Source organism: Saezia sanguinis, assembly GCF_963921665.1.
Classification (GTDB): Bacteria; Pseudomonadota; Gammaproteobacteria; order Burkholderiales; family Burkholderiaceae_C; genus Saezia; species Saezia sanguinis.
In genome coordinates this window covers 51,858-73,929 of record NZ_CAWUGC010000008.1, presented here as the reverse complement: position 1 = coordinate 73,929, position 22,072 = coordinate 51,858, and the positions used below count along the sequence as shown (strand labels likewise).

Here is a 22,072-nt window from a genome sequence, read left to right as displayed (position 1 = left end):
AGAACAACGTGGAATTGTTTGCCAACAAGAAGATGCAGATCGTGTCCACGGAAGACAAGGTGGAGGTGGCAGCGGAGAAGGAGATCTTGCTGACATCAGGAGGGGCTTATATCAAGATCTGTGACGGCAACATTTATCTGCACGGTCCGGGGATCATTGAGCATAAGGCGGCGAGTTTCCCGTTCAAGGGTCCGACTAGTTTGAGCTACAGTATGCCGGCATTTGAAACCGAACCTTTGTGCATAGAATGTTTGAAGCGCGCAGCTCAAAGAGCTTCTGCCATGATGGAGATTGCATAATGAGCCAAAAGGTTTTGTTGCCACATCCACCAGGGATAAATGAAGAGAATGGCGCGCACCTGTATGTGATCATTGATTGTGCACAACTGGCGGAGGATTTTTATCCGGCAGTGACAAAGGAACTGAACATTGTGTCCAGGTCTTTGTTTATCGGAACTCCTCATGCGGTGTCGGTAGAAGCAGGGCCTTTGCTGGTGCAGGTGGATACAAAAAAGAATGCAGATTTTGTTGAAAAAATTCTGGCTATTGAGGATCAAAAGCCTGCCGTGGTATGGCTGTGGAGTTCAAAAGAGTTTAAGCCGCTGTGTGGGCAACTTAGAAGCCTTTTGTTTGGCGAGCTTGAAAATGGTAAAAAAATGTTTTTTCGCTACTATGACCCCAGGTGCCTTGAGGGGCTGATTGCTGTATTTAAGGAGGACGCAGTAGCAAGCAAAATGCTGGCAGATGTTTTGGTGTGGGCGTTGAAGAAAGATGGGCAGTATCAGTACCTGACATAAACTGAAGGGCGGAGTCAATGGCAATCAAAATAAAAGAAAAACAGTTGAAAAAACTTGAACCTTATGCGCTTGATAACTACATTAGCGAGTTGGTTGTGCATTGTGATGAATGTTATCCGTATCTGAGGAAAACCATGGAGGAGCCCAGGCTCAGGCAGGTACTGAAGGATTGTGTTGAAAAAGCCGAGCAAAGCGGTTTTACCCAAAGGGGGCCTGTTCAGTTTTACATCGACATGATGATTGCGTTTGGAGCTGGTTTTGAGACCGATCCTCAATACCCGTGGATACAAAAAGCACTGGCTGACAATAAGCACCTGTCCCAAATAGAGCAAAGCTCCAGACTCCACCGTTTAACCTCAGATTATTTCGACCAGATCTTAGGTCCACAAAGCCAGCATTTTTTTGAGGCAGCAGAAAAAATAGAACAACTCAATGTAGAAGAGCTTCACGTATATAAAACGGGTTTTTCATCTTATATGCTCAAGATCATGCAGGAGTGCTACCCGCAAAAATACGAAACCAGTGGTGCCCCTGCATTGGCGGTGTTAATTGAGCAGGGTGAACAAAAAGCACTGCAAAGCTATGGTTTTGACCAGGCACGACCGGCCGGGGTGATTGTTTTACTAATGTACCTCTTAGGCCACCAGTTTGACCACGATCCATTTTATAGCTGGGCAAGGTTAGAGAAAACCAGCAGCTATGTAGATTACACCCTGGTTGTTGATAACGCCATGGTGATGGCAAGAAAGTTGGCCAGCCGGGGGAAAATATGGCTGCGGGCCGCAGTGGAGAATGAGAAAGTATTTTTATTACAGCAGCATTCTGGGCAAGGAGGAATATCCTGATGGGAAAAAGAACAAGTGCCCCTCACTCTGCATCAGATGCATCGTGTGAAGTTTCTGATCCTGTGAGTGTATGCGTTGTTTGCTGGAATAAAGATTATGAAAAGGAAATTAGTGTAAACAGTAGAGGAAGGTATTTTGAAAGGTATAAACCTGATAGCTCGTCATATACTTCTGTTTATTCCAAGAAATTTAAGATTTATATTCCTTTAAAAACCGGTACACAAGCCAGCGTTGAAATACGAATCAAAGCGGAGGCTCAAAGTGGTGTCAGTGTGGCAGATGTTACTGCGGCTAAAAGTAATATGCAAAGTAGCTTAAGTCATTGGAATGGCAAGTTTAATTTGCAAATTACTCATCCTGATACTGCAAATTGTCCTGTAAAAAGTTTACCCATCAAGTTCAAAGTTGTATGGGTTACTTCCAATGAGCACTATACGATGAAGGTTCACAGCACTTATCCAAGAGAAGGTGTGAGTGGATCTGTCATAAACGTTTCCAAAACAACCATTGTTTGGACGTATGCCCATGAGTTTGGACATTGCTTTGGGCTGCCTGATGAATACTCATACAGTACAGGTACAGATACTGTTAAGTACTACCAACCTGATGGCACGTTAGATACTGCGATTAATGCACCCCCGTCAAAACCTTCTTCTGATACTTCTTCTAGCATCATGTCTACACATTCAAATACAAAAATAGCTCAACGGCATGGGTGGTTTTTTGCCATTGAGGCCAAAGACCTTATTGATATTTCAGGGGTTAAATGTGCCATTACCATTTAGAAAACCATTTATTCATTTTTTATTTTTATTTATCATGGCGATTCCATTGACGATTCATGCCAAAACTGAGGAGCAGGTCATGCGTACAAATGAATTATTTACAATTTCTGCTTATTGCAAGGATGGCCCTCAATGCATTTTTACTGGCGACGGAGAACTCTTTATCGTGATACAAATCACGAATAACATAAAGGAAGGTCTTGAAATCCCGTTTGAATATATCAAAGCAACAGGTCCGTTTATAACGCTTAAAGATAGAGAAACAGGCGAAGAAACACCATTAAGAAGAAATTTGGCAGACCCCCAGCTGATGGAAAAGTTGATTTTGCTTGCTCCTGGACAAAGCATATCTTTTGACTGGATTATTTTTGATGCGGAATTAGAGCAGTTTCGCAATCAAAACCACATTGATGTGCTTGCAGAAATTCATATAGTCATGCCAGTCCGCCAGGCAGGTTCAGAAGAAGCCGTTTCTTTTGAAGGAAAAACGGTATTGCACCTGAAGAGCCAATAACTAACCGTCTTGTGCTGATTTAAAGAATATGGAGGGAATGTTCTGATGGGAAAAAGAACAAGTGATCCAACCGGCGTTGTAGGCTGTACCGAGGAGTGTAAAAGCACAGCCATGGTATGCATGTTAAACCATACCATTGTCGAATTCAGGCCCAATCGGGCCTGGCGTGGCGAGTTCGGGTTTGACTGGCTGCGAATAGATGACAGTCCTGCAACTCAGCACGAGATCAAGTACGAGGATTGTATTTTGGATGGGTACAAAGATGCGACATCGGATTTGGGCTCTTCTGCGGCAGCTTATACAGAGCTAAAAAAAGAGTATTTCAAGTTAAATGTAAACAGCCACAGAGTTGCGCCTAAAAATGAGTATTTTGTTCCATGGATGAATCTCTATTCAAAGGATATCAGTGACAAAATTAATGATGAATATAAAAAGAAAAGTGGAAGTGATTTAGTACATAAGCCCCCTTTTGAAGCAGAGCTGCGGTTGATTATTAATGTGCAGGGCGATACCAAGCCTAAGGCACTGGAAATTGTTTTCCCGTCGGAGTATTTCACCATCGAGTATCCTACCGGCGCGGCGGCATCGGGCAGCCCCATCACCATTCCTGCTACGGGTGTGGCTTTTGCGCCCAACAGTCCGGGTATCAACCACGATTTGCCGGATACCATCAAGGTCAAGTGCATCAAAGAATATTCTACAAATCAGTATATTGATATTTGGGCACACCATTATCAGCATACCCAAGTAGAAATAGACCAGTTGGAGCAGGAAAACAAACAGTTGAATGACACCGATATTCCGGCGCTGGAGCAGGAGAAAGCCGCGCTGGAAGCAGAAGCACAAACACTGCAAGAGCAGGTTACGACGCAGGAGGCTCAGGTCGTTACGCAGCAGGCCACTGTCAGCCAACTGGAAGCAGAAATTACCGCGCTCGAGGCACAATGCGCTGCCAAAAAAACCATTTATCAGACGATAGAAAGCCAGCTCCAGGCGTTTTCATTGTTGAGCGATGAGCAAAAACAGGCCACAGATAACCCGGACTTTCAAAAACTGAACCTACCGGGGGAAAGAGAAAAAGATCAGGCCAAGGTAGACCAACTGAAAGCAGAAGTTGCACAGTTGGAACAGCAGATCGCCCAAAAGAAAACCCAACTGGAAGCCCCGCAAAAACAGCTTGAAGATATGCAAAAGCAATTGGAGGCTAAAAAAGCGGAACTGGAAGAAAAGAAAAACCAGAGTGCGGCCAAGCAACAGGAGATTGAACAAAAACAGGAGCAGGTCACCAAAAACACTGAAGAAATGAACAAAATGCAGGGTAAATCCCTTGCAGGTAAGTTATGTGTGTGTCCCAATAACTCTAAACATAGGAAAGAACTAGATATTGTTGTCATTAAAGTTAAATTGGATATTAATGCAACAGGCGTCCCTTCATTAGGGCGGAATTTATCGGCAGGTGAATCGAAGTCATTTTATGATGTGATGTATCAATCTCTGATCTATCCGACATTTACAACACAGAGGTGGAATTCAACGACAAAAGCTTATGAGGATATTTGGTTGGACCTAAGGGCAGATCTAAATTTTCGGGCAGGAGGCACATATATTGATGCTGCCACAGGACAATTTATCGATGATGCAACGATTGATGCGAAATACCCGCATGAAGGTACGCACAGGTATCTCCGGGCAAAATTTGAAAAAGATGTTGGCAAGTATCGAAACAGCATTCATGTTTTCATGTTTGGTGAGTCCTCTTATTTTGCTGGTGGAATGGGGGTTGTGCAAAAGATTGGAGGTGCAAAAAATCTGATAATGACTATGCCGATACCCAATGCCAGTTGGGACTATGTAGTGGCGCATGAAGCGTTGCATTGTTTATCTTTGTACCATACCCATAGAGACAGCAATCCTCTTGGTAATGCCAACCAAAAATATGTCTATCATCATGGGCAGCATGCAACCAGTCATTTATCAGCATGGAATATCATGAGTTATCGTATGAATAGCTACTATACTTGGAAATGGCAGTGGGATTTGATGCGTAAAAATATATAGGACGATTATTTTAAATGGACTTTAGATTTATATTCATTTTTATTTGTTATGTTGCGGTCAGTTCATTAGGGTATGCGCAGACGCATCAAATAAACATTACAGAAAGTCAAGATATGAAGCCTTTTAATATTGAAGTTTTTAATAGAAATAAAACCGGTAACGAATGGAGCTATACACTGTCTTCGGGGGAACTTGTCCGAACAGTGGAGAGTGATGATGGCTATGTGGAAGAGATCAGATCTGCGTCAAGCCCTTTTAGCCAAACCAACGTTTATTATAAAAACGGTTATCTCAAAATACGTGCTTCTCATTTTTACCGTGTGACAACAGGTATCTGGAAATACTATGACATTAACGGTAATGTGACCGAAGAAGTGAATCACGAGCAAGGGTTTGATTTAGGCGTTGAAGAGATTGCCCGAATTATGCTGGATAAATTTCATATTGATATTATGGATTCACAGCTTGTCATGGGCTTTAACCGGTATGTTGATAAGCAGAATACAGGGCTACCTTTGTATGAGGTGGTGATTTCTGGTATTCAGGGAAGCACACCAGGTAACGCTTTTATTATCAGCGGAAAAGATGGGGCTGTTTTATTTGTAACGACACGCCTTATGGGAGATAGAAGCAGAGGCACTTTGTATGAGGAGTTTATCAAATCGCGCCAGGGCAATGAGAGTAAGTAGTTTTTATATTATGCGTATCGTGATGGTGGAATAAAGTAAACTAGACAGATAAATGAAACCAATAACGCCTTTATTCAGAATGCTGCTGCAGCTTGTGTTGGTGCTGGGTTGTATTGTTACCAGTGTGGCACAAGAGGAAGCTGCAATGGAAAAATTTGATATCGAAGCATTTAAGCGTAATCTAATAGAAAACAATGGAGTATTCCTTTTGCCTGATGGCACAAAGATACATCAGTTTGAGGCCTCTAGGGGAGGCTATATTGAGGATAGGACGCCTCCTCAGTCCGCTTATACATATAGAAAATTATATAACCCGCAAGGATATGTGATAACAACGACACAAAAGTTTTACTCCTTTTTTACTGGTGTCAGTAAGTACTATGATGGACATGGGAATCTCATAAAAGAAGAGGTGAATGATAGAGATCAATACTTTTCCTTTTCTATAGAAGCCCTTGCCGCCAAGATGCTGGCAGACTATAAGATTGACATACTGAATTCGGATAATATTTATCGCTTAGCGCGTGGCATTCATGGTGTTGATCCCTTATTTCCTTATTATGCAGTGGATTGCTATGATCTTGCCAGCCCGGCACCTAGTCAGGCCATAATTTCCTTTTTGGTAGATGGTACTACGGGAGAAGTTCTGCATATCCTTCATACCAATACCAAAGAGCCTGTGTCTGTTTTAGAGGCGTATCTTCAAAAAATGGCCAATACGCCCAAAGAAGGCCAGTGATGCTCAAGCTTTCAACTTGCTTGCGTAATGCCATCGCCATGTTTGCTTTGGTGTTGGCTTTTACGGTGAACTCTTTTGCGCAAGAGGCCTCTATGGAGCGGTTTGATGTTGAATTTTTTGATAGAAATAAAACTGGCCAGTTGGTGGGGACTATACAAAATATGCAGACGCAACCCGAAGCCATTTATTGATGTGCAACGGGTTTTATGCTGAATGCGATCACAATTGATTGGTTTTATTTAAATCAAACTCTTCTGTTCCCTCTGTTTGATCATGGCTGGCACGTTTGGCAATGGCATTAATTGTCATTGCATAGATAACCCAAATAGCTATAGCAGGTGCAGAAACATGCCAGTTGAAGCGCCCAATACTACCGAGCAGGGGAATGACACGAGAATCGTCGCGATCATAGATTGCTTCAATTCCGAACTTGTGAGATAAGTAAAAAATAAGCCCAAATGTAATGAATATGAATAGTATGCCCAGTCCGATGGATGGCAGCCCTACAGTTCCTTTTTGCTTCCCAGTCTCTTCTTGATGTTTTTTTATTTTTTCTGCTCCTCTGAGCATGAATGTCAGGCAAGCACAGATACCTACTCCTAAAATGATACCTATAATGATTTCTTTTATCAAAATCTGATCCATCTGCTGTGTCCTCTTGCAAAATAGTGGAGTGTCGTTTCTTCTGAGTGAGCATCAATAGCGACTGATTATGAAAGTCAGAGTTTGACACTTGCATCGCTCATTCTCAGGAATGAGTAGCTGAGCAATTTCTAAAAACGACGATTTGTATTTTTTTCAGAATATCTCGTAAGACATCTGAAGTGACATAAAAAAATGTGCTAGCTCCCGATAAGCTAACACATTGATTATTATTTTTGTTTTTCTGGTGCCCAAGGACGGACTCGAACCGTCACGCCTCGCGGCGGGGGATTTTGAGTCCCCTGCGTCTACCAATTTCGCCACCTGGGCTTGCGAAAGGTGGTAGTATAACGGGTATTCTTTTTTTTGTACAGAGGGTAGGCAAGCCATAATGACATATCCAAGTATTGAAGATGCCATTGGACATACGCCATTGGTTCAACTGGTACGGCTGCCTGGCGCGGATATTACAGCACGTAACAATATCATTCTGGCTAAGCTCGAGGGGAATAATCCGGCAGGGTCCGTGAAAGACCGTCCGGCGCTTTCGATGATTCGACGGGCCGAGGAGCGCGGTGAAATTCACCCGGGTGATACGCTGATTGAGCCGACTTCAGGCAATACGGGGATCGCGCTGGCGATGGCTGCTGCGATGAAGGGCTACCGCATGATTTTGATCATGCCTGAAAATCTGTCGGTTGAACGTGCCCAGACGATGAAGGCCTATGGTGCCGAGCTGATTCTGACACCGCGTTCCGGTGGCATGGAGTATGCGCGGGATCTGGCCGCCAAAATGGTGGCTGAAGGGCAAGGATACATGCTGGATCAGTTTGCCAATGCCGATAATCCGAGAGCACATTATGAAACGACCGGGCCGGAGATCTGGAAGCAGACCAAGGGCAGGGTGACGCATTTTGTGAGTGCGATGGGTACGACAGGCACGATTACCGGGACTGGGCGTTTTTTAAAGGAAAAGAACCCGGAGGTTCAGGTGATTGGCGCACAACCTGCTGATGGTTCCAGTATTCCAGGTATCCGCAAATGGCCTGCAGAGTATTTGCCGAAGGTTTTTGACCCGGCATTGCTGACGCAAACGGTGAATGTGCAGCAGGAGGATGCGGAGGAGATGACGCGTCGTCTGGCACGTGAAGAGGGTATTTTCGCCGGAATTTCTACTGGCGGGGCTCTCTGGTGCGCGCTCGAAGTGGCGCGTCAGGCCAAGAATGCAACGATTGTGTTCATTGTGTGCGACCGCGGGGACCGTTATCTGTCTACCGGTGTGTTCCCGCTTTGATCTGCATGAATGTGTGCCTGGTATAGGGTATGCCACAATAGGACCAGCAGGTTTTCTGCTGTATGCTGAGGGCGTTTTCTGGGAACAAAATAGATGAAAGTGGATCAAGAACTAGATGCACGCGGGTTATTTTGTCCGCTGCCTATTTTGAAGGCGAAGAAAGCACTGGCAACCATGAGTAGTGGGCAACTGCTGCGGGTGGTAGCGACAGATAGCAGTTCTATGCAGGATTTTCAGGCGTTTGCCAAGCAAACTGGTAATGAACTGGTTGAGCAGCAGCAACAAGGCGATGAGTGTATTACAGTGTTGCGTCGGCGTTAGTGAACGGTCTCTGACAAAGGGGCTCAGTGATATTTGTAAGACCAAGGGAAGAGTGTTTCAAAAGAGTGTGATTCCCGTAATTGATAATTCATCAAAGTCAATGTTATTAGATACGATCCAGGTTGATTACGAGCTCGATACACGCGATTTGCCATGTCCGGTGCCGATTCTGGCAACGAAAAAAAAGCTGGCACAGATGGCTAGCGGGCAAGTGTTGAGAATCAGGTCTGTAGATACCAGTTCGATGCAGGCTTTTCGCGGTTATGCCAAGCAGACCGGTAACAGGCTGATTTCTCAGGAAGAATTTGGCGAAGAGTTTGTGACGGTGATTGAACGCCGGTGAAGCAGGTTTTCTGCGTCAACTTTATTCCATTTTTCAAAATACCACTGTAGGCAATTCTGCAAACAGTGCTTCAAATGCCGTGGCAGGCGCATGGTTCAACTGGATCATGTTACTGACCCAGTTGTTGCACGTGCTCGGTGGCAACTTAGCCTGGATATTCTGTAGGCTGGTGTAAGGCCGCCCCAATGTTTGGAGGCAGAGTCAGGCCAGTTTCAGGCATGTTTTATTGGCAAACCTCAGCTTTTAGCCGCAGGTTTTTTGCAGACATGCTGGTCCAGATAGCGGCGGAAGATTTCTCCGACTTCCGGATGTTGCAGCGCAATTTCAACGGTGGCTTCAAGAAATCCGTCTTTGGCACCGCAGTCGTAACGCTTACCGTCAAATTTGTAAGCCAGCACCAGTTCATCTTTGAGCAGATGTGCAATGGCGTCGGTCAACTGGATTTCTCCGCCGACACCGGCGCTTTGGCTTCTGAGGTGATCAAAAATAGCCGGGTTCAGAATATAGCGTCCAACCACACCCAGGTTGGAAGGTGCTTTGGCGGGTTCCGGCTTTTCAACTATGGTGCCGATTTTCACCAAGCGTTCTTCCAGCGGATTGCCGGCGACCACACCATAGCGTTTGCTGTGCTCTGGCGGGATCTCTTGCACAGCCAGAATGGAGCTGTGGTAAACGTTGTACTGTTCCACCATTTGCGCAAGGACGGATTTTCCGCTTTGCCCGGCAATCATCAGGTCATCAGCCAGCAGCACGGCAAATGGAAAGTGCCCGACCAGCGGGGCAGCGCACAATACCGCATGGCCCAGGCCCATCATGCGTGGCTGGCGCACAAACAGGCAGTTCATGTCTTCGGGCACCACGTTGCGTGCAATCTGCAGCAGGGCTGATTTGCCAGCCCGCTCCAGTTCGCTTTCCAGTTCATAAGCGGTATCAAAATGGTCTTCAATGGCGCGTTTATTGCGCCCGGTCACAAACACCATGTTGCGGATGCCTGCGGCATAAGCTTCTTCTACCGCATACTGAATCAGCGGTTTGTCCACAATGGGCATCATTTCCTTGGGGCTGGCTTTGGTCGCGGGCAAAAAGCGTGTACCCAGGCCAGCTACAGGAAAAACAGCGGTTTTGACGAGTTGTTTGGATTTGTCTGTCATGATGTTTTATCAATCAATAGGGTTCGTTACTGTATGAGTGCCCAGTTCGTTATGGGTATGAAAGGCTTGTGCATACATGCCCATAAGTGGCCAGCACAGCCTGATACACAGAGGTATCAGGCAGGCTGATTTCACTTATGGTACACCAAACGCATGAAAGTTCCTATGTATCCAGGCGTTTCAACTGGTCCTGTATTTTTTCAAGCGTGGCGGTAAAGCCGGCCAGCCTTTCTTTTTCCTGCTCCACAACGGCTTGTGGAGCGCGGGCGACAAAGCTTTCGTTGGACAGTTTACCCTGTGCCTTGGCTATTTCGCCTTCCAGCCGCTTGATTTCTTTGCCTAACCGTTCGGTTTCAGCCTGTACATCCACTTCCATGAACAGGCACAGGCGCAGATCGCCCACGACTGCCACAGGGGCGGCTTTGGCCGCGGCCTGCCATTCGCTTTGGTCTGCAAATACCTTGACTTCTGAGAGTTTGGCCAGGGCCTGCAGGGCGGGCAGGGCTTTTTGTATGAACTCGGCATCTTCGCCGGCTGCCTGCACATACAACGGCAGCTTTTGCGCCGGAGATACATTCATTTCACCGCGCAGGCCGCGGCAGGCTTCAACGACCTGTTTAAAGCGGCCCATCCAGGCACAGGCAGCATCGTCAATGCGCTCGGGCTGCGCTTGCGGGTAGGGTGCCAGCACAATGAATGCCTCTTCGCCTGCCGTTTTGCGGCCGGCAATGGGCGCAACGGTTTGCCACAGTTCCTCGGTGATAAACGGGGCAACCGGGTGCAGCAGGCGCAGCACGGTTTCCAGCACACGAATCAGGGTGTGGCGTGTGGCGCGCTGTTGTTGCATGGTGCCGTGGGCAATTTGTGTTTTGGCGATTTCAATGTACCAGTCGCAGTATTCATCCCAGACAAACTGGTAGATGGCGTTGGCCACATTGTCCAGCCGGTAGTCGGCAAAACCCTGTGCCACAGCGGCTTCAACGCGTTGCAACTCGCTGACCAGCCAGCGGTCGGCTGCGGAGAAGTCCATGTAGCCGTTGGGTGCACACTGGCTCTTGTCGTGTTTTTCCAGCCCGCAGTCTTGGCCTTCGCATTGCATCAGTACAAAACGGGTGGCGTTCCACAGTTTGTTGCAGAAGTTGCGGTAACCTTCGCAGCGTTTGGAGTCAAAGTTGATGTTGCGCCCAAGCGAGGCCAGCGCGGCGAAGGTAAAGCGCAATGCGTCTGCGCCATAGGCAGGAATGCCGCTGGGGAATTCTTTCTTGGTGTCTTCAATGACTTTGGGCGCCGTTTCAGGCTTGCGCAGGCCGGTGGTGCGTTTTTTCAGCAGCGGGTCCAGCGCAATGCCGTCAATCAGGTCTACCGGGTCAAGCACATTGCCTTCAGACTTGCTCATTTTGCGGCCCTGTACATCGCGTACCAGGCCGTGGATATACACGTGCTTGAATGGTACTTTGCCGGTGAAGTGCACGGTCATCATGATCATGCGTGCCACCCAGAAAAAGATGATGTCAAACGCGGTGATCAGTACCGTAGAGGGCAGGAACAGTTCCAGCTCCGGTGTTTTTTCAGGCCAGCCTAATGTGGAGAAGGGCACCAGTGCCGATGAATACCAGGTGTCCAACACGTCTTCGTCGCGGGTCAGTTCCCCGGTATAGCCTGCTGCTTTGGCTTGTGCCTGTGCTGCCGCTTCGTCTTCGGCCACAAAAATTTCCCCGTTGCTGCCATACCAGGCCGGAATCTGGTGGCCCCACCATAACTGGCGGCTGATGCACCAGTCCTGAATGTTGTTCATCCACTGGTTGTAGGTGTTGACCCACTGTTCAGGGAAGAATTTGACCTCGCCATTGGCAACCACTTCAGTGGCTTTTTGCGCAATGCTTTTGCCGTCAGCGGCAGGCTTGCTCATGGCGACAAACCACTGGTCGGTCAGCATGGGTTCTACCACCTGGCCGGTACGCGCACAGCGCGGCACCATCAGTTTGTGCGGTTCGGTTTTTTCAAGCAGGCCCTGGGCCTGCAAGTCAGCGACCGCTTTTTTGCGTGCCACAAAACGATCGAGTCCGCGGTAGGCTTCGGGCACGTTGTCGTTGGTTTTGGCGTCCAGCGTGAAAATTTCGAGCATCGGCAGTTTGTGCCGCTGCCCCACGGCATAGTCGTTAAAGTCGTGCGCGGGCGTGACCTTAACCACACCGGTACCGAATTCGCGGTCGACATATTCGTCGGTAATGACCGGAATCAGGCGGTCAGTCAGCGGCAGGCGGACTTTTTTGCCAACCAGATGTGTGTAGCGTTCATCTTGCGGATGCACCATGACGGCCTGGTCACCAAACAGTGTTTCCGGGCGGGTGGTGGCCACGACCACATATTCATCGCTGCCTTCCACCGGGTAGCGGATGTGCCACAGCGATCCGTTTTCTTCTTCACTTTCAACTTCCAGGTCGGATACGGCGGATAGCAGTACCGGGTCCCAGTTGACCAGCCGTTTGCCGCGGTAGATCAGGCCTTCTTTGTACAGTTGAACAAAGGTCTGAACGACGGTTTTGGACAACTGTTCGTTCATTGTGAAGTATTCGTGCGACCAGCTGACCGAATCGCCCATGCGGCGCATTTGCTGGGTGATGGTGGAGCCGCTTTGCTCTTTCCATTCCCAGATGCGGGCGACAAAGTTTTTACGCCCCAGGTCATAGCGGGATTTGCCTTCGCCCTGCAACTGGCGCTCAACGACGATTTGTGTGGCAATGCCTGCATGGTCTGAGCCCGGCACCCACAGCGTGTTGAAGCTGCGCATGCGGTGGTAGCGGGTCAGCGAGTCCATGATGGTGTGATTGAACGCGTGCCCCATGTGCAGTGTGCCGGTGACGTTGGGCGGTGGCAGCTGAATCGCAAACGACGGTTTGTTTTGATCCAGCGTGGGCTGGTACAGATTGCGGGCTTCCCACAGTGGCCCCCAGTGGGCTTCAATGGCTGCGGGTTCAAAAGATTTGGCGAGTTCAGTCATTTGTGATTCTCTTATGCGATCTCTGTTCATGTTTTGCAGGCCCTTGCTGGTGCAAAGCTGGCCAGTATGGAAAATACGGTTGACACCAGCGAGCAGAGCCAAACCTTGTATTTTAGGCCAGAGTCGGGTTTCATGGGCAGGTTTTCATAATAGAAGGGGCTGCTGTCTGTGCTACTGCCTGGTGTGAGTTTGAAGGGGTAAGCGTCTCTTGAGCTGTTTAACACCTCTATATTCCTAATAGTTATATGAACATAAAAAAACAATGGTTTGAGTTTTAAGTATAGAGGTTCAGAATAAAGGCTACGCAGTTTGCGAAATAAAAACAAGACCGGTTGCCCGGTGACTTCACAATAAGAGAATTCATCATGATCATTTGCCACATGCGCTGTTGCCGATAAAAAGAAAGTTTCCCTGCTTTGGGGAAACATAATGCCGCTGAAATGAAAGCGGTGACCTTGTAACCCTTATTTCCCAAGATGACAATTTAAAGCCGGACATGTGGCAAGAGCACCGGCATGATTCCAGACAGGAGTATGTATGAACTTCAAATCGATTCAATTGACTTTGGCTGTTTTGGCCGTGGCAGTGATAACCGGCATTACCGGTGTGGCCATAGCCCAGCCGGCCTCGCAGCCCAATACCTTGCTGAATGCTTCGTATGATGTGGCGCGCGAGTTTTACAGCGATTACAACAAGGCATTCCAGGCTTACTGGCAGCAAAAAACCGGTGCGAGTGTGACGATCAACCAGGCGCATGGCGGCTCCAGCACGCAGGCGCGCGCGGTGGCTGACGGGTTGGATGCTGATGTGGTCACAATGAATACCTCCAGCGATATCGACTTTCTGGCCGATGCCGGCGTGGTGTCGAAAGACTGGGCGCAGGCATTTGCTGATAATGCCGCGCCGACCACTTCCACCATGCTGTTTCTGGTGCGCCAGGGCAACCCGAAAAATATCCATGACTGGAACGACCTGATCCGCCCCGACGTGAAGGTGGTCGTGGTGAATCCAAAAACCGGTGGTAACGGGCGTTATGCTTATCTGGCGGCCTGGGGTTATGTGCTGAGCACTGGCGGTACGCCTGAGCAGGCCAAAGCGTTTGTGACCAAGCTGTTCCAGAATGTGCCTGTGCTGGCCAAAGGTGGCCGTGCGGCAACCACTGCATTCCTGCAACAGAACGTGGGTGATGTGCTGATTACGTTTGAATCGGAAGTGGTTTCGGTCGAACGCGAGTTTGGCAAGGGCAGGGTGGAAGCGGTTTACCCGTCGGCAAGCATTGTGGCGGAAAACCCGGTGGCAATCATCAACCGTACCGTGGATAAACGCGGCTCACGTGAACTGGCACAGGCTTATCTGCAATACCTGTATTCGGATGAGGCCCAGGAAATTGCCGCGCGCCATGCTTTGCGTCCGCGTTCTGCAGCGGTGCTGGCACGTCATGCAGATTTTTTCAAGCCGATCAAGCTGTTTACCGTGCAGCAGTATTTCGGCAGCCTGACCGAAGCGCAGAAAGTGCATTTCAGCGATGGTGGTGTTTTCGACCAGATTTACACCGGCCCGAAATAAGTTGATCAGAACAGGCAAAAGGTAAGGTAATGAATACAGCCGCCAACATTGAAGCACTGGCCTCAGGCGGGCAGGCTCCGGCAGTGCGCCAGCGCAAGGTGCGCCGGGTGCTGCCCGGGTTTGGCCTGACGCTGGGGTTTACAGTGTTTTACCTGAGCCTGATTGTGCTGATTCCGCTGGCAGCGCTGGTGGGTAAAACGCTGACGCTGAGTTGGGCCGGATTCTGGGAAGCGGTGAGCGCGCCACGCGTGATTGCTTCGCTGCAACTGAGTTTTGGCGCCGCGCTGCTGGCGGCAATGATCAATGCGGTGTTTGGCCTGCTGGTGGCCTGGGTACTGGTGCGCTACAAGTTTACGGGCAAAAAGATTGTCGATTCGCTGGTGGATCTGCCTTTTGCATTGCCTACAGCAGTGGCCGGTATCTCATTGACGGCTATATTGGCCAGCAACGGCTGGGTGGGGCAACTGTTTGCCCCGCTCGGTATTGACCTGGCGTTTAACCGCACAGGCATTGTGATTGCGCTGATTTTCATCGGATTGCCTTTTGTGGTGCGTACGGTACAGCCAGTACTGGAAGATACGGAAAAAGAATTGGAAGAAGCGGCGGCTTGCCTGGGTGCATCGCGCTGGCAGATTTTTTACAGGGTGATTTTCCCGGCCATTTCGCCGGCGTTGCTGACCGGGTTTGCCATGGCGCTGGCGCGTGGCGTGGGTGAATATGGCTCGATTGTGTTTATCTCCAGCAATATACCGATGGTGTCCGAGATTGCGCCGCAGGTCATTATCGGTAAACTGGATATGCACGATTATGCCGGAGCTACGGCTGTGGCGGTGCTGATGCTGGTGATCTCTTTTGTACTGCTGTTGCTGATCAACGGCTTGCAGGCCTGGCAGCGCCGCCGTACCGGGGCGGGGGACAGATGATGGTTGCTGAAAAGGTGATACATCAGGATGTGTTGGCTTCCCGTGCAAACCTGGGCGGAGAGCTGCCGAGCAGCGCGACCATTATCTATGGTGGCGAGCATGGTATTGCACGCCGTGTCCATACCACTGAGGCACCCTGGGTCAGGCGTATTCTGATTGGCATTGCGCTGGGTTTCATGCTGCTGTTTCTGGTGCTGCCGCTGGTGGCGGTGTTTGTGGAAGCGCTCCGGCAGGGCTTGCAGGCGTACTGGGGGGCGCTGAATCATCCGGATAACATGGCAGCGATCAAGCTGACATTGCTGACCGCGCTGATTGCGGTGCCGCTGAACGTGGTGTTTGGTGTGGCGGCGGCCTGGGCCATTGCCAAGTTTGAGTTTCGCGGCAAGTCGCTGCTGATTACTCTGGTGGATTTGCCGTTCTCGGTTTCGCCTGTGGTGGTCGGGCTGTTGTTTATTTTGTTGTTTGGCGCGCAGGGGTGGCTTGGCGGCTGGTTGCAGGCGCATGACATCAAGATTGTGTTTGCTGTGCCGGGTATTGTGCTGGCAACGCTGTTTGTGACATTCCCGTTTGTGGCGCGTGAGCTGATTCCGCTGATGCAGGCACAGGGCAACGATGAGGAGCAGGCCGCAGTGGTGCTGGGCGCGAGTGGCTGGCAGGTGTTTCGCAAGGTGACGTTGCCTAACATCAAGTGGGGGTTGCTGTACGGTGTGATTTTGTGTAATGCGCGGGCCATGGGGGAGTTTGGCGCGGTATCGGTGGTGTCAGGCCATATCCGTGGGCAGACCAATACCATTCCGCTGCAGGTGGAGATTTTGCATGCCGATTATCAGGGTGCTGCCGCGTTTGCGCTGGCGTCATTGCTGGCGATGCTGGCACTGGTGACGCTGGTGATTAAAAGCATTGCCGAATGGCGGCATGAGCGGGCTTTGAAGATGATTGAAGACCTGCCGCCAGAGCCGGTAACAGCGCCTTCACTCATGCAACAAAACCCGGGTGAAAGAGTGAAAGCGTTTACAGTGAATTCTGCTGATCAGGCGTCTCGTGCCGCTATGCAGCCGGCAGAATAACGATATGGATTTGAAAAGAGTAAATCATGAGCATTGAAATTCGTCAGGTCAATAAACATTTTGGGCAGTTTCAGGCGCTGAAAGATATCAACCTGGATGTGCATTCGGGAGAGCTGGTGGCGTTGCTTGGGCCTTCGGGCTGCGGCAAGACGTCGCTGCTGCGCATCATTGCAGGGCTGGAGTCGTCAGACACGGGGACAATTGCGTTTTCCGGGTTGGATGCGACCGATCAGCATGTGCGCGAGAGGCAGGTGGGGTTTGTGTTCCAGCATTACGCGCTGTTTCGCCATATGACAGTGTTTGACAATGTGGCGTTTGGTTTGAGCGTGAAGCCGCATGGACAGCGCCCCAGCAAGGCGGAAATCAAAGAAAAGGTTTATGCCCTGCTCAAGCTGGTACAACTGGACTGGCTGGCAGACCGTTATCCGGCGCAGCTTTCCGGCGGACAGCGCCAGCGCATTGCATTGGCAAGGGCTTTGGCGGTGGAACCCAAAGTGTTGCTGTTGGACGAGCCTTTCGGCGCGCTGGATGCCAAGGTGCGCAAGGAATTGCGCCGCTGGTTGCGCAGGCTGCATGATGACCTGCATGTGACCAGCATTTTTGTCACGCATGACCAGGAAGAGGCGATGGAAGTAGCAGACCGTGTGGTGCTGATGAATCAGGGGCAGATTGAGCAGGTGGGCTCACCGCAGGAGGTATGGGAGAACCCGGCCAGTCCGTTTGTGTATGGTTTTCTGGGCGATGTCAACCAGTTGCGCGGGCAGGTCAGCCAAGGGGTGATGAATGTCAACGGCGTTCAATGGGCCGTGCCTGAGTATACAGATGCAAAAGCTCAGAATGCGGTGGCATATGTGCGCCCGTATGATTTTGAATTGACTGCGGATCAGCAGGGGAGGCCAGGTTTTGCCGGGCTCCCGGTGGAGCTGGTGCGCGCCATGGTGATTGGGCCTACCGCACGGCTGGAACTGCGCCGCCAGGATACGGTACAGGCCGGTGAAGCTGATACGCTGGAAGCCTATGTCGACACGGGTACGTTTCGGGCGTTGAATGTGCGGGAAGGCGCACATTTGCATGCTGTGCCCAAACAGGCGAGGGTGTTTGTATCTGAATAATGCGCTGACTCTGCTTTTCATATGAGGCTCATGAAACTGCTGATTGGCAGGTATACCTATAATGTTGGAAACTGACTGAGGTATGCCATGACGCTGGATGATTTTGCGGATGAAATTGGGCTTTTGGAAAATAATCTGCAAAGCAGAGATTTGAAAACGTATTTATTGGCGCTTTATAAAATTCTGACTGATGGCAAAGAACAATATGTCAGGCAGCAGGCGTCACGACAATTGGTGCTGGAGGTGTTGAAACAGGCGATTACGTCTGAGCCCGCATGTTTCAATGACGCGTGGCTGGATTTGGCCGAAAGCCCTGATGTGGAGCAGATATCCGCAAGCGGTTCTGATCCGGTTGCCGGTATGGCATACAGTCTGGCTGTTTTGAAATTTCAGATAGCAGAACTGCATAAAATGCAGGGCAAACAACTTCAGAATGAAGACCGTTATTACGGCATTGAGTCTGAAACCGGCAACTGGTGGTACAACTTTGATCCGTTCAGTAACCTGAGTTGCGGCATTGAATGCATGAGCGACTGGGAAGAGGAAGAAGAGGGCACAGAAAAGGACACCGGTTGGTTTTTTATAGGACGTTTGCTGGAGCTGGGCAGGATGTATGAATAAAAAAAGCACTTCCATCATGTGGAAGTGCTTTTTTCATGTTCTGTGCAGACCAGAAGAGGTGTAATTATCCGGGGTTGCACTCATCAGCCAGACGCTGGCCGATTTTAGCGTCCAGCAACAAAGACTTGGCCGGGATCTGGATCAATACCATGCCTGATGCCGGGTCCTCATAACGGAATGCGCCGGAAGAGGTCTGTACACGGCGCAACGTGTATTGCCGGCCTTTCCAGTTCAGGTCCAGTTCGTTGTTGGCATCAGCCCGGCTGATGTTGAACGACACGCCTTCAGCGCATGCCATTTTGCCTACATGCAGCCGAGCCCATGGTGGGTTATCTGCACTGTAAAAAGTAATGGTTTCCGGCGCAGTGCCGGTTGCTGGTGCCGGTCCGTCGGTACGGGGGGCAGCGGGAATGATATCAGCCAGGAACTGGCATCCGCTCAGGGCAATAGCGCCAAGGCAGGCAAGGGTCAAAGTACGTATGGATTTTGGCATAGAAAAATGCTTTGAAAACAATGAATTAGGTTGCCGGCATATCAGTGGGCCAAGCAAGCCTGCTGATACAGTTAAAACGGATCATGTGGTCTGATTATGCTATGAAATGGTTTAATTTGCATCATATACAGGGTAACCATGATGGAAAAAGCGGAGTGTGCGGTAATATTTCCTGCAACGGCGTTGCATTTATCAGTGAGCAAGCATTTTTCATAAAAAAAGCCACCGGGAGCGGTGGCTTTTTAACGGGTGATGCAGCGTGGCAAATTATGTTGCAGACCGCATCACATAACTTCCCGGAGCCGGTTCAATGGGTGGGAATGCAGGGCTTCCGGCCTTGGTAACGGCAGGAATTTTTTCCCCACCGTATTGGGCCTGCCATTGGGCCCAGTCAGGCCACCAGCTACCTGTATGTTCTGTAGCCTTGTTGATCCAGTCCTGCGCTTTTTTGACCAGCTTGTCATTGGTCCAGTAGGAGCGTTTGTTGTCAGCAGGCGGGTTGATAACGCCTGCAATGTGACCCGATGCGCCTAATACAAAACGTTTTTGCCCTGGCAGGATGGCTGTGGAGGCATAGGCGCTTTCCCATGGCACGATATGGTCTTTGCGTGAGGCGTAGATGTAAGCCGGTGCGGTGACGTTGTGGTAATCCATGGTGACGCCGCACATCTGCATTTCGCCTGATTTGAAGTCGTTTTGCAGATAGCCGTGGCGTAAATAGTAGGAGTACATTTTGCCGGGCAGGTTGCTGCTGTCGTTGTTCCAGAACAGGATGTCAAATGCACGGGGTTTTTCACCCTTGAGGTATTTGTCAACGTTATAGTTCCACCACAACTCGTTGGGGCGCAGGATGGAAAATGTATTGGCCATGTCTTCACCACGGAAGATGCCGTAATGGCCGGCTTTTCCGCCGACAGTGACTTCGTGGTAGTTGACAGTCTGCTCGTCAACATAAACGTCAATCGGGCCGGTGTCCATAAAGTCCAGGAAGCTGGTGAGCAGCGTCAGACTGTTGGGAGGAGTATCGCCACGGGCCGCAAGTACGGCCAGGGCCTGTGTCAGCAGTGTGCCGCCCACGCAGAAACCAAGGGTGTTGATATCGTGTACGCCAGAGATGGAGCGCACCACACTCATGGCCGCAATGACACCTTTTTGCAGGTAGTCATCCCATGAGGTTTCTGCCATGGAAATATCCATGTTGCGCCATGAGATCAAAAAGACCTGATGTCCCTGCTCAACCATGTATTTGATCAGGGAGTTCTTGGGACGCAGGTCCATGATGTAGTATTTGTTGATGCACGGTGGCACAACCAGCAGAGGAATTTTGTACTGGGTTTCGGTGGATGGTGCATACTGAATCAGTTGCAGCATCTCATTTTGGAAGATAACGGTTCCGGGCGTTACAGCCAGATCTACGCCAACCTGGAAATCGTCTTTGTCGGACTGGCGCAATACGCCGGCCTTAACATCGTCCATCCAGTGCAGCATGCCCGAAAAAAGGCTGGCACCCTGTGTCTGGACCATTTTGTCAATAGCTTCCGGGTTGGTGAACAGAAAGTTGCTGGGTGCGGCGGCGGCCAGTGTCTGCTCCAGCAGATAATCGAGCCGGCGTTGCGCTTTAGGGTCGTCAATTTTCAGCAGCTTGACGGTTTCTTGGAGAAAGGTGCAGTTCATCAGATACAACGCAGCAACGGCACCATACATCGGGTCTGACCATTCTTTGGCTTTGAAGCGGGCATCATCAAAAGTGAAGGCCTCGCGTGTCATCAGCTTGCTGCACAGTTTGAACCACTGTGCCTGGTATTCAAGCTGGAGTTTGTCTAACTGCTGGGTATCCACATCAAACCATGTGGATGTATCGCAGTGTGAAAACCATGGATTGGAACCGATCCACAGTTTGAGGCTTTCAATGGTGGATATGGCTGTAAAAGGTGTCTGCACAGACCAGAAGTCTGTGAAAGCCTTTTCTTCTTGCTTTGCTGTCATTTGTTATTCTCCAATTGCGTTTTTAAACACGCCTGGGGGTATCGGTTGTTTGTTGATTTGATGTTGCCAGCCAGAACACCACCTGCATTTTTAATAGGGAACACAGGCGGGGTTCAGGTACCAAAAGGCGTTATTGCATATTCAGGCCGCCGTTGACGCTGAAATCTCCGCCAATGCAGTAAGCCGCTTCATCAGAAGCCAGCCAGGCAACGATGGAAGCAATTTCCTCAGGTTTGCCCAGACGGCCGATAGGAATGCCTGAAGTAATCTGTTGCAGCACTTCGGGTTTCATCATGGCGGTCATCGGTGTTTCAATGTAGCCTGGGGACACGGTGTTGACTGTAATGCCCTTGGCGGCCACTTCGCGTGCCATTGCCATGGTAAAGCCGTGTACGCCGGCTTTGGCAGCAGAATAGTTGGATTGGCCAAACTGACCACGCTGGCCATTCACCGAAGAAATATTGATGATACGGCCCCAGCCTTTGGCAAGCATGGCGTCAACCACGCATTTGCTGGCGTAGAACATGCTGCTCAGGTTGGTTTTGATCACGGCATCCCAGTTTTCAACCGGCATTTTTTTCATCATGCCGTCGCGTGTGATACCTGCATTGTTGACCAGAATATCAATGGTGCCAACGCGTTCCTGTACTTCTTTGAGTGCTGCTGAAACAGAGTCCCAGTCGGCAACGTCAAAACCAACGCTTTCAAAATTGAAACCCAGTTTTTTCTGCTCACTCAGCCATTCCTGCTGATTGCTGGCATTGGGTGTATGTGCTGCAATGACAGTATGTCCTTGTTTGTGCAGATACTGGCAAATCACAGTTCCGATTCCGCCCATGCCTCCGGTAACCAGTGCAATACGTTTTGTTGTCATAAGTTCCTCCAACGGGTAAAAAATAAAGTTTAACGGATTAATAAGAACACCAAAGCAATCCAACAGGCAATTGTCAAATTTGACTCAGTCAAGTTACCAGAAGGGGGTCAGTGTTTTCATTGCCGACTCAAAAATTTACATGTTTATCATGTTTCATACAAATATGTATGCGTAATAACACTCAAAAATCGATTTTGAATGTTTGCCCTGTCAATTTAATATTTATCGAAACCATTGTAGACCTTCTTAGTG

Annotated in this window: 23 protein-coding genes and 1 tRNA gene; 17 read left to right on the top strand and 7 right to left on the bottom strand. The window is 49.6% G+C overall.

Translation table 11 applies throughout. The features are described 5' to 3' along the window. The 9 genes from AACY98_RS05940 to AACY98_RS05900 form a co-directional block, all read left to right on the top strand. Positions 1-299, top strand: a 299-nt coding sequence (locus AACY98_RS05940; RefSeq protein ID WP_339802809.1) for a DUF2345 domain-containing protein, incomplete at its 5' end; no start/stop codon positions are given. Then, positions 248-796 carry a DUF4123 domain-containing protein gene (locus AACY98_RS05935; RefSeq protein WP_339802806.1) on the top strand — a complete coding sequence of 183 codons (549 nt, stop codon included), beginning with the start codon at positions 248-250 and terminating at the stop codon, positions 794-796. The genes AACY98_RS05940 and AACY98_RS05935, both read left to right, overlap by 52 nt. Positions 797-813: 17 nt before the next feature. Next, positions 814-1,641 carry a hypothetical protein gene (locus tag AACY98_RS05930; protein WP_339802803.1) on the top strand — a complete coding sequence of 276 codons (828 nt, stop codon included), beginning with the start codon at positions 814-816 and terminating at the stop codon, positions 1,639-1,641. Continuing rightward, the gene (locus tag AACY98_RS05925; protein WP_339802800.1) at positions 1,641-2,426 is read left to right on the top strand and encodes a hypothetical protein; all 786 of its coding nucleotides are present in this window, start codon (positions 1,641-1,643) and stop codon (positions 2,424-2,426) included. Before AACY98_RS05930 ends, AACY98_RS05925 begins: the two co-directional genes overlap by 1 nt. Further along, positions 2,410-2,940: a hypothetical protein gene (locus tag AACY98_RS05920; protein WP_339802797.1), complete on the top strand. Its 531-nt coding sequence runs from the start codon at positions 2,410-2,412 to the stop codon at positions 2,938-2,940. Before AACY98_RS05925 ends, AACY98_RS05920 begins: the two co-directional genes overlap by 17 nt. 45 nt (positions 2,941-2,985) lie before the next feature. Beyond that, positions 2,986-4,998 carry a hypothetical protein gene (locus tag AACY98_RS05915; protein WP_339802794.1) on the top strand — a complete coding sequence of 671 codons (2,013 nt, stop codon included), beginning with the start codon at positions 2,986-2,988 and terminating at the stop codon, positions 4,996-4,998. Positions 4,999-5,012: 14 nt separating this feature from the next. After that, complete coding sequence (locus AACY98_RS05910; protein WP_339802791.1) at positions 5,013-5,687, top strand: hypothetical protein; 675 nt, start codon at positions 5,013-5,015, stop codon at positions 5,685-5,687. Between the two features lie 52 nt (positions 5,688-5,739). Beyond that, positions 5,740-6,426 carry a hypothetical protein gene (locus tag AACY98_RS05905; protein WP_339802788.1) on the top strand — a complete coding sequence of 229 codons (687 nt, stop codon included), beginning with the start codon at positions 5,740-5,742 and terminating at the stop codon, positions 6,424-6,426. Beyond that, complete coding sequence (locus tag AACY98_RS05900) at positions 6,426-6,617, top strand: hypothetical protein (protein WP_339802785.1); 192 nt, start codon at positions 6,426-6,428, stop codon at positions 6,615-6,617. The genes AACY98_RS05905 and AACY98_RS05900 overlap by 1 nt, the downstream gene beginning before the upstream one ends. A gap of 28 nt (positions 6,618-6,645) precedes the next feature. Here the strand turns inward: AACY98_RS05900 and AACY98_RS05895 are convergent, their stop codons facing one another. Both AACY98_RS05895 and AACY98_RS05890 read right to left on the bottom strand, forming a co-directional pair. After that, positions 6,646-7,071, bottom strand: coding sequence for a hypothetical protein (locus AACY98_RS05895; RefSeq protein WP_339802783.1), 426 nt, complete (start codon positions 7,069-7,071; stop codon positions 6,646-6,648). A gap of 242 nt (positions 7,072-7,313) precedes the next feature. Then, positions 7,314-7,398 (bottom strand) — tRNA-Leu (locus AACY98_RS05890). A 61-nt stretch (positions 7,399-7,459) separates the two neighbouring features. Between AACY98_RS05890 and cysM the strand changes: the two genes are divergently transcribed. The 3 genes from cysM (at position 7,460) to AACY98_RS05875 (ending at position 9,026) form a co-directional block, all read left to right on the top strand. Continuing rightward, positions 7,460-8,362: a cysteine synthase CysM gene (gene cysM / locus AACY98_RS05885; RefSeq protein WP_339802780.1), complete on the top strand. Its 903-nt coding sequence runs from the start codon at positions 7,460-7,462 to the stop codon at positions 8,360-8,362. A gap of 93 nt (positions 8,363-8,455) precedes the next feature. Then, positions 8,456-8,683: a sulfurtransferase TusA family protein gene (locus tag AACY98_RS05880; RefSeq protein ID WP_339802777.1), complete on the top strand. Its 228-nt coding sequence runs from the start codon at positions 8,456-8,458 to the stop codon at positions 8,681-8,683. Positions 8,684-8,783: 100 nt separating this feature from the next. Next, entirely contained in the window at positions 8,784-9,026 is a 243-nt protein-coding gene (locus AACY98_RS05875) for a sulfurtransferase TusA family protein (RefSeq protein WP_404948022.1), read from the top strand. 236 nt (positions 9,027-9,262) lie between these two features. Here the strand turns inward: AACY98_RS05875 and galU are convergent, their stop codons facing one another. Continuing rightward, positions 9,263-10,177 (bottom strand): UTP--glucose-1-phosphate uridylyltransferase GalU, encoded by a 915-nt coding sequence (gene galU, locus AACY98_RS05870; RefSeq protein ID WP_339802774.1) that lies wholly within the window; start codon positions 10,175-10,177, stop codon positions 9,263-9,265. A 163-nt stretch (positions 10,178-10,340) separates the two neighbouring features. Continuing rightward, positions 10,341-13,178 (bottom strand): valine--tRNA ligase, encoded by a 2,838-nt coding sequence (locus tag AACY98_RS05865; RefSeq protein ID WP_339802771.1) that lies wholly within the window; start codon positions 13,176-13,178, stop codon positions 10,341-10,343. A 537-nt stretch (positions 13,179-13,715) separates the two neighbouring features. Between AACY98_RS05865 and AACY98_RS05860 the strand changes: the two genes are divergently transcribed. The 5 genes from AACY98_RS05860 (at position 13,716) to AACY98_RS05840 (ending at position 18,467) form a co-directional block, all read left to right on the top strand. Continuing rightward, positions 13,716-14,744, top strand: coding sequence for a sulfate ABC transporter substrate-binding protein (locus AACY98_RS05860; protein WP_339802768.1), 1,029 nt, complete (start codon positions 13,716-13,718; stop codon positions 14,742-14,744). 29 nt (positions 14,745-14,773) lie between these two features. Further along, positions 14,774-15,667: a sulfate ABC transporter permease subunit CysT gene (gene cysT / locus AACY98_RS05855; RefSeq protein WP_339802765.1), complete on the top strand. Its 894-nt coding sequence runs from the start codon at positions 14,774-14,776 to the stop codon at positions 15,665-15,667. Further along, entirely contained in the window at positions 15,664-16,734 is a 1,071-nt protein-coding gene (cysW, locus tag AACY98_RS05850) for a sulfate ABC transporter permease subunit CysW (protein WP_339802763.1), read from the top strand. Before cysT ends, cysW begins: the two co-directional genes overlap by 4 nt. 26 nt (positions 16,735-16,760) lie before the next feature. Beyond that, complete coding sequence (locus tag AACY98_RS05845; protein ID WP_339802759.1) at positions 16,761-17,846, top strand: sulfate/molybdate ABC transporter ATP-binding protein; 1,086 nt, start codon at positions 16,761-16,763, stop codon at positions 17,844-17,846. An 87-nt stretch (positions 17,847-17,933) separates the two neighbouring features. Beyond that, positions 17,934-18,467, top strand: coding sequence for a hypothetical protein (locus tag AACY98_RS05840; RefSeq protein WP_339802757.1), 534 nt, complete (start codon positions 17,934-17,936; stop codon positions 18,465-18,467). A gap of 64 nt (positions 18,468-18,531) precedes the next feature. Here the strand turns inward: AACY98_RS05840 and AACY98_RS05835 are convergent, their stop codons facing one another. The 3 genes from AACY98_RS05835 to phbB all read right to left on the bottom strand — a co-directional run bounded on the left by AACY98_RS05835 (position 18,532) and on the right by phbB (position 21,820). Beyond that, entirely contained in the window at positions 18,532-18,960 is a 429-nt protein-coding gene (locus tag AACY98_RS05835) for a hypothetical protein (protein ID WP_126978415.1), read from the bottom strand. Between the two features lie 267 nt (positions 18,961-19,227). After that, positions 19,228-20,946: a class I poly(R)-hydroxyalkanoic acid synthase gene (gene phaC, locus AACY98_RS05830; RefSeq protein WP_339802752.1), complete on the bottom strand. Its 1,719-nt coding sequence runs from the start codon at positions 20,944-20,946 to the stop codon at positions 19,228-19,230. A 130-nt stretch (positions 20,947-21,076) separates the two neighbouring features. Beyond that, complete coding sequence (phbB, locus tag AACY98_RS05825; RefSeq protein ID WP_126978411.1) at positions 21,077-21,820, bottom strand: acetoacetyl-CoA reductase; 744 nt, start codon at positions 21,818-21,820, stop codon at positions 21,077-21,079. Positions 21,821-22,072: the final 252 nt, after the last annotated feature.

Bases quoted from the DNA above. Each gene is read 5' to 3' on its own strand.
- AACY98_RS05930 (WP_339802803.1), top strand. From the start codon at position 814: ATGGCAATCAAAATAAAAGAAAAACAGTTGAAAAAACTTGAACCTTAT.
- AACY98_RS05860 (WP_339802768.1), top strand. From the start codon at position 13,716: ATGAACTTCAAATCGATTCAATTGACTTTGGCTGTTTTGGCCGTGGCA.
- phbB (WP_126978411.1), bottom strand. From the start codon at position 21,820: ATGACAACAAAACGTATTGCACTGGTTACCGGAGGCATGGGCGGAATC.
- AACY98_RS05880 (WP_339802777.1), top strand. From the start codon at position 8,456: ATGAAAGTGGATCAAGAACTAGATGCACGCGGGTTATTTTGTCCGCTG.
- AACY98_RS05895 (WP_339802783.1), bottom strand. From the start codon at position 7,071: ATGGATCAGATTTTGATAAAAGAAATCATTATAGGTATCATTTTAGGA.
- galU (WP_339802774.1), bottom strand. From the start codon at position 10,177: ATGACAGACAAATCCAAACAACTCGTCAAAACCGCTGTTTTTCCTGTA.
- AACY98_RS05925 (WP_339802800.1), top strand. From the start codon at position 1,641: ATGGGAAAAAGAACAAGTGCCCCTCACTCTGCATCAGATGCATCGTGT.
- phaC (WP_339802752.1), bottom strand. From the start codon at position 20,946: ATGACAGCAAAGCAAGAAGAAAAGGCTTTCACAGACTTCTGGTCTGTG.
- AACY98_RS05905 (WP_339802788.1), top strand. From the start codon at position 5,740: ATGAAACCAATAACGCCTTTATTCAGAATGCTGCTGCAGCTTGTGTTG.
- AACY98_RS05910 (WP_339802791.1), top strand. From the start codon at position 5,013: ATGGACTTTAGATTTATATTCATTTTTATTTGTTATGTTGCGGTCAGT.
- cysM (WP_339802780.1), top strand. From the start codon at position 7,460: ATGACATATCCAAGTATTGAAGATGCCATTGGACATACGCCATTGGTT.
- AACY98_RS05935 (WP_339802806.1), top strand. From the start codon at position 248: ATGTTTGAAGCGCGCAGCTCAAAGAGCTTCTGCCATGATGGAGATTGC.
- AACY98_RS05840 (WP_339802757.1), top strand. From the start codon at position 17,934: ATGACGCTGGATGATTTTGCGGATGAAATTGGGCTTTTGGAAAATAAT.
- AACY98_RS05865 (WP_339802771.1), bottom strand. From the start codon at position 13,178: ATGACTGAACTCGCCAAATCTTTTGAACCCGCAGCCATTGAAGCCCAC.
- cysW (WP_339802763.1), top strand. From the start codon at position 15,664: ATGATGGTTGCTGAAAAGGTGATACATCAGGATGTGTTGGCTTCCCGT.
- AACY98_RS05915 (WP_339802794.1), top strand. From the start codon at position 2,986: ATGGGAAAAAGAACAAGTGATCCAACCGGCGTTGTAGGCTGTACCGAG.
- AACY98_RS05875 (WP_404948022.1), top strand. From the start codon at position 8,784: ATGTTATTAGATACGATCCAGGTTGATTACGAGCTCGATACACGCGAT.
- AACY98_RS05835 (WP_126978415.1), bottom strand. From the start codon at position 18,960: ATGCCAAAATCCATACGTACTTTGACCCTTGCCTGCCTTGGCGCTATT.
- cysT (WP_339802765.1), top strand. From the start codon at position 14,774: ATGAATACAGCCGCCAACATTGAAGCACTGGCCTCAGGCGGGCAGGCT.
- AACY98_RS05845 (WP_339802759.1), top strand. From the start codon at position 16,761: ATGAGCATTGAAATTCGTCAGGTCAATAAACATTTTGGGCAGTTTCAG.
- AACY98_RS05900 (WP_339802785.1), top strand. From the start codon at position 6,426: ATGCTCAAGCTTTCAACTTGCTTGCGTAATGCCATCGCCATGTTTGCT.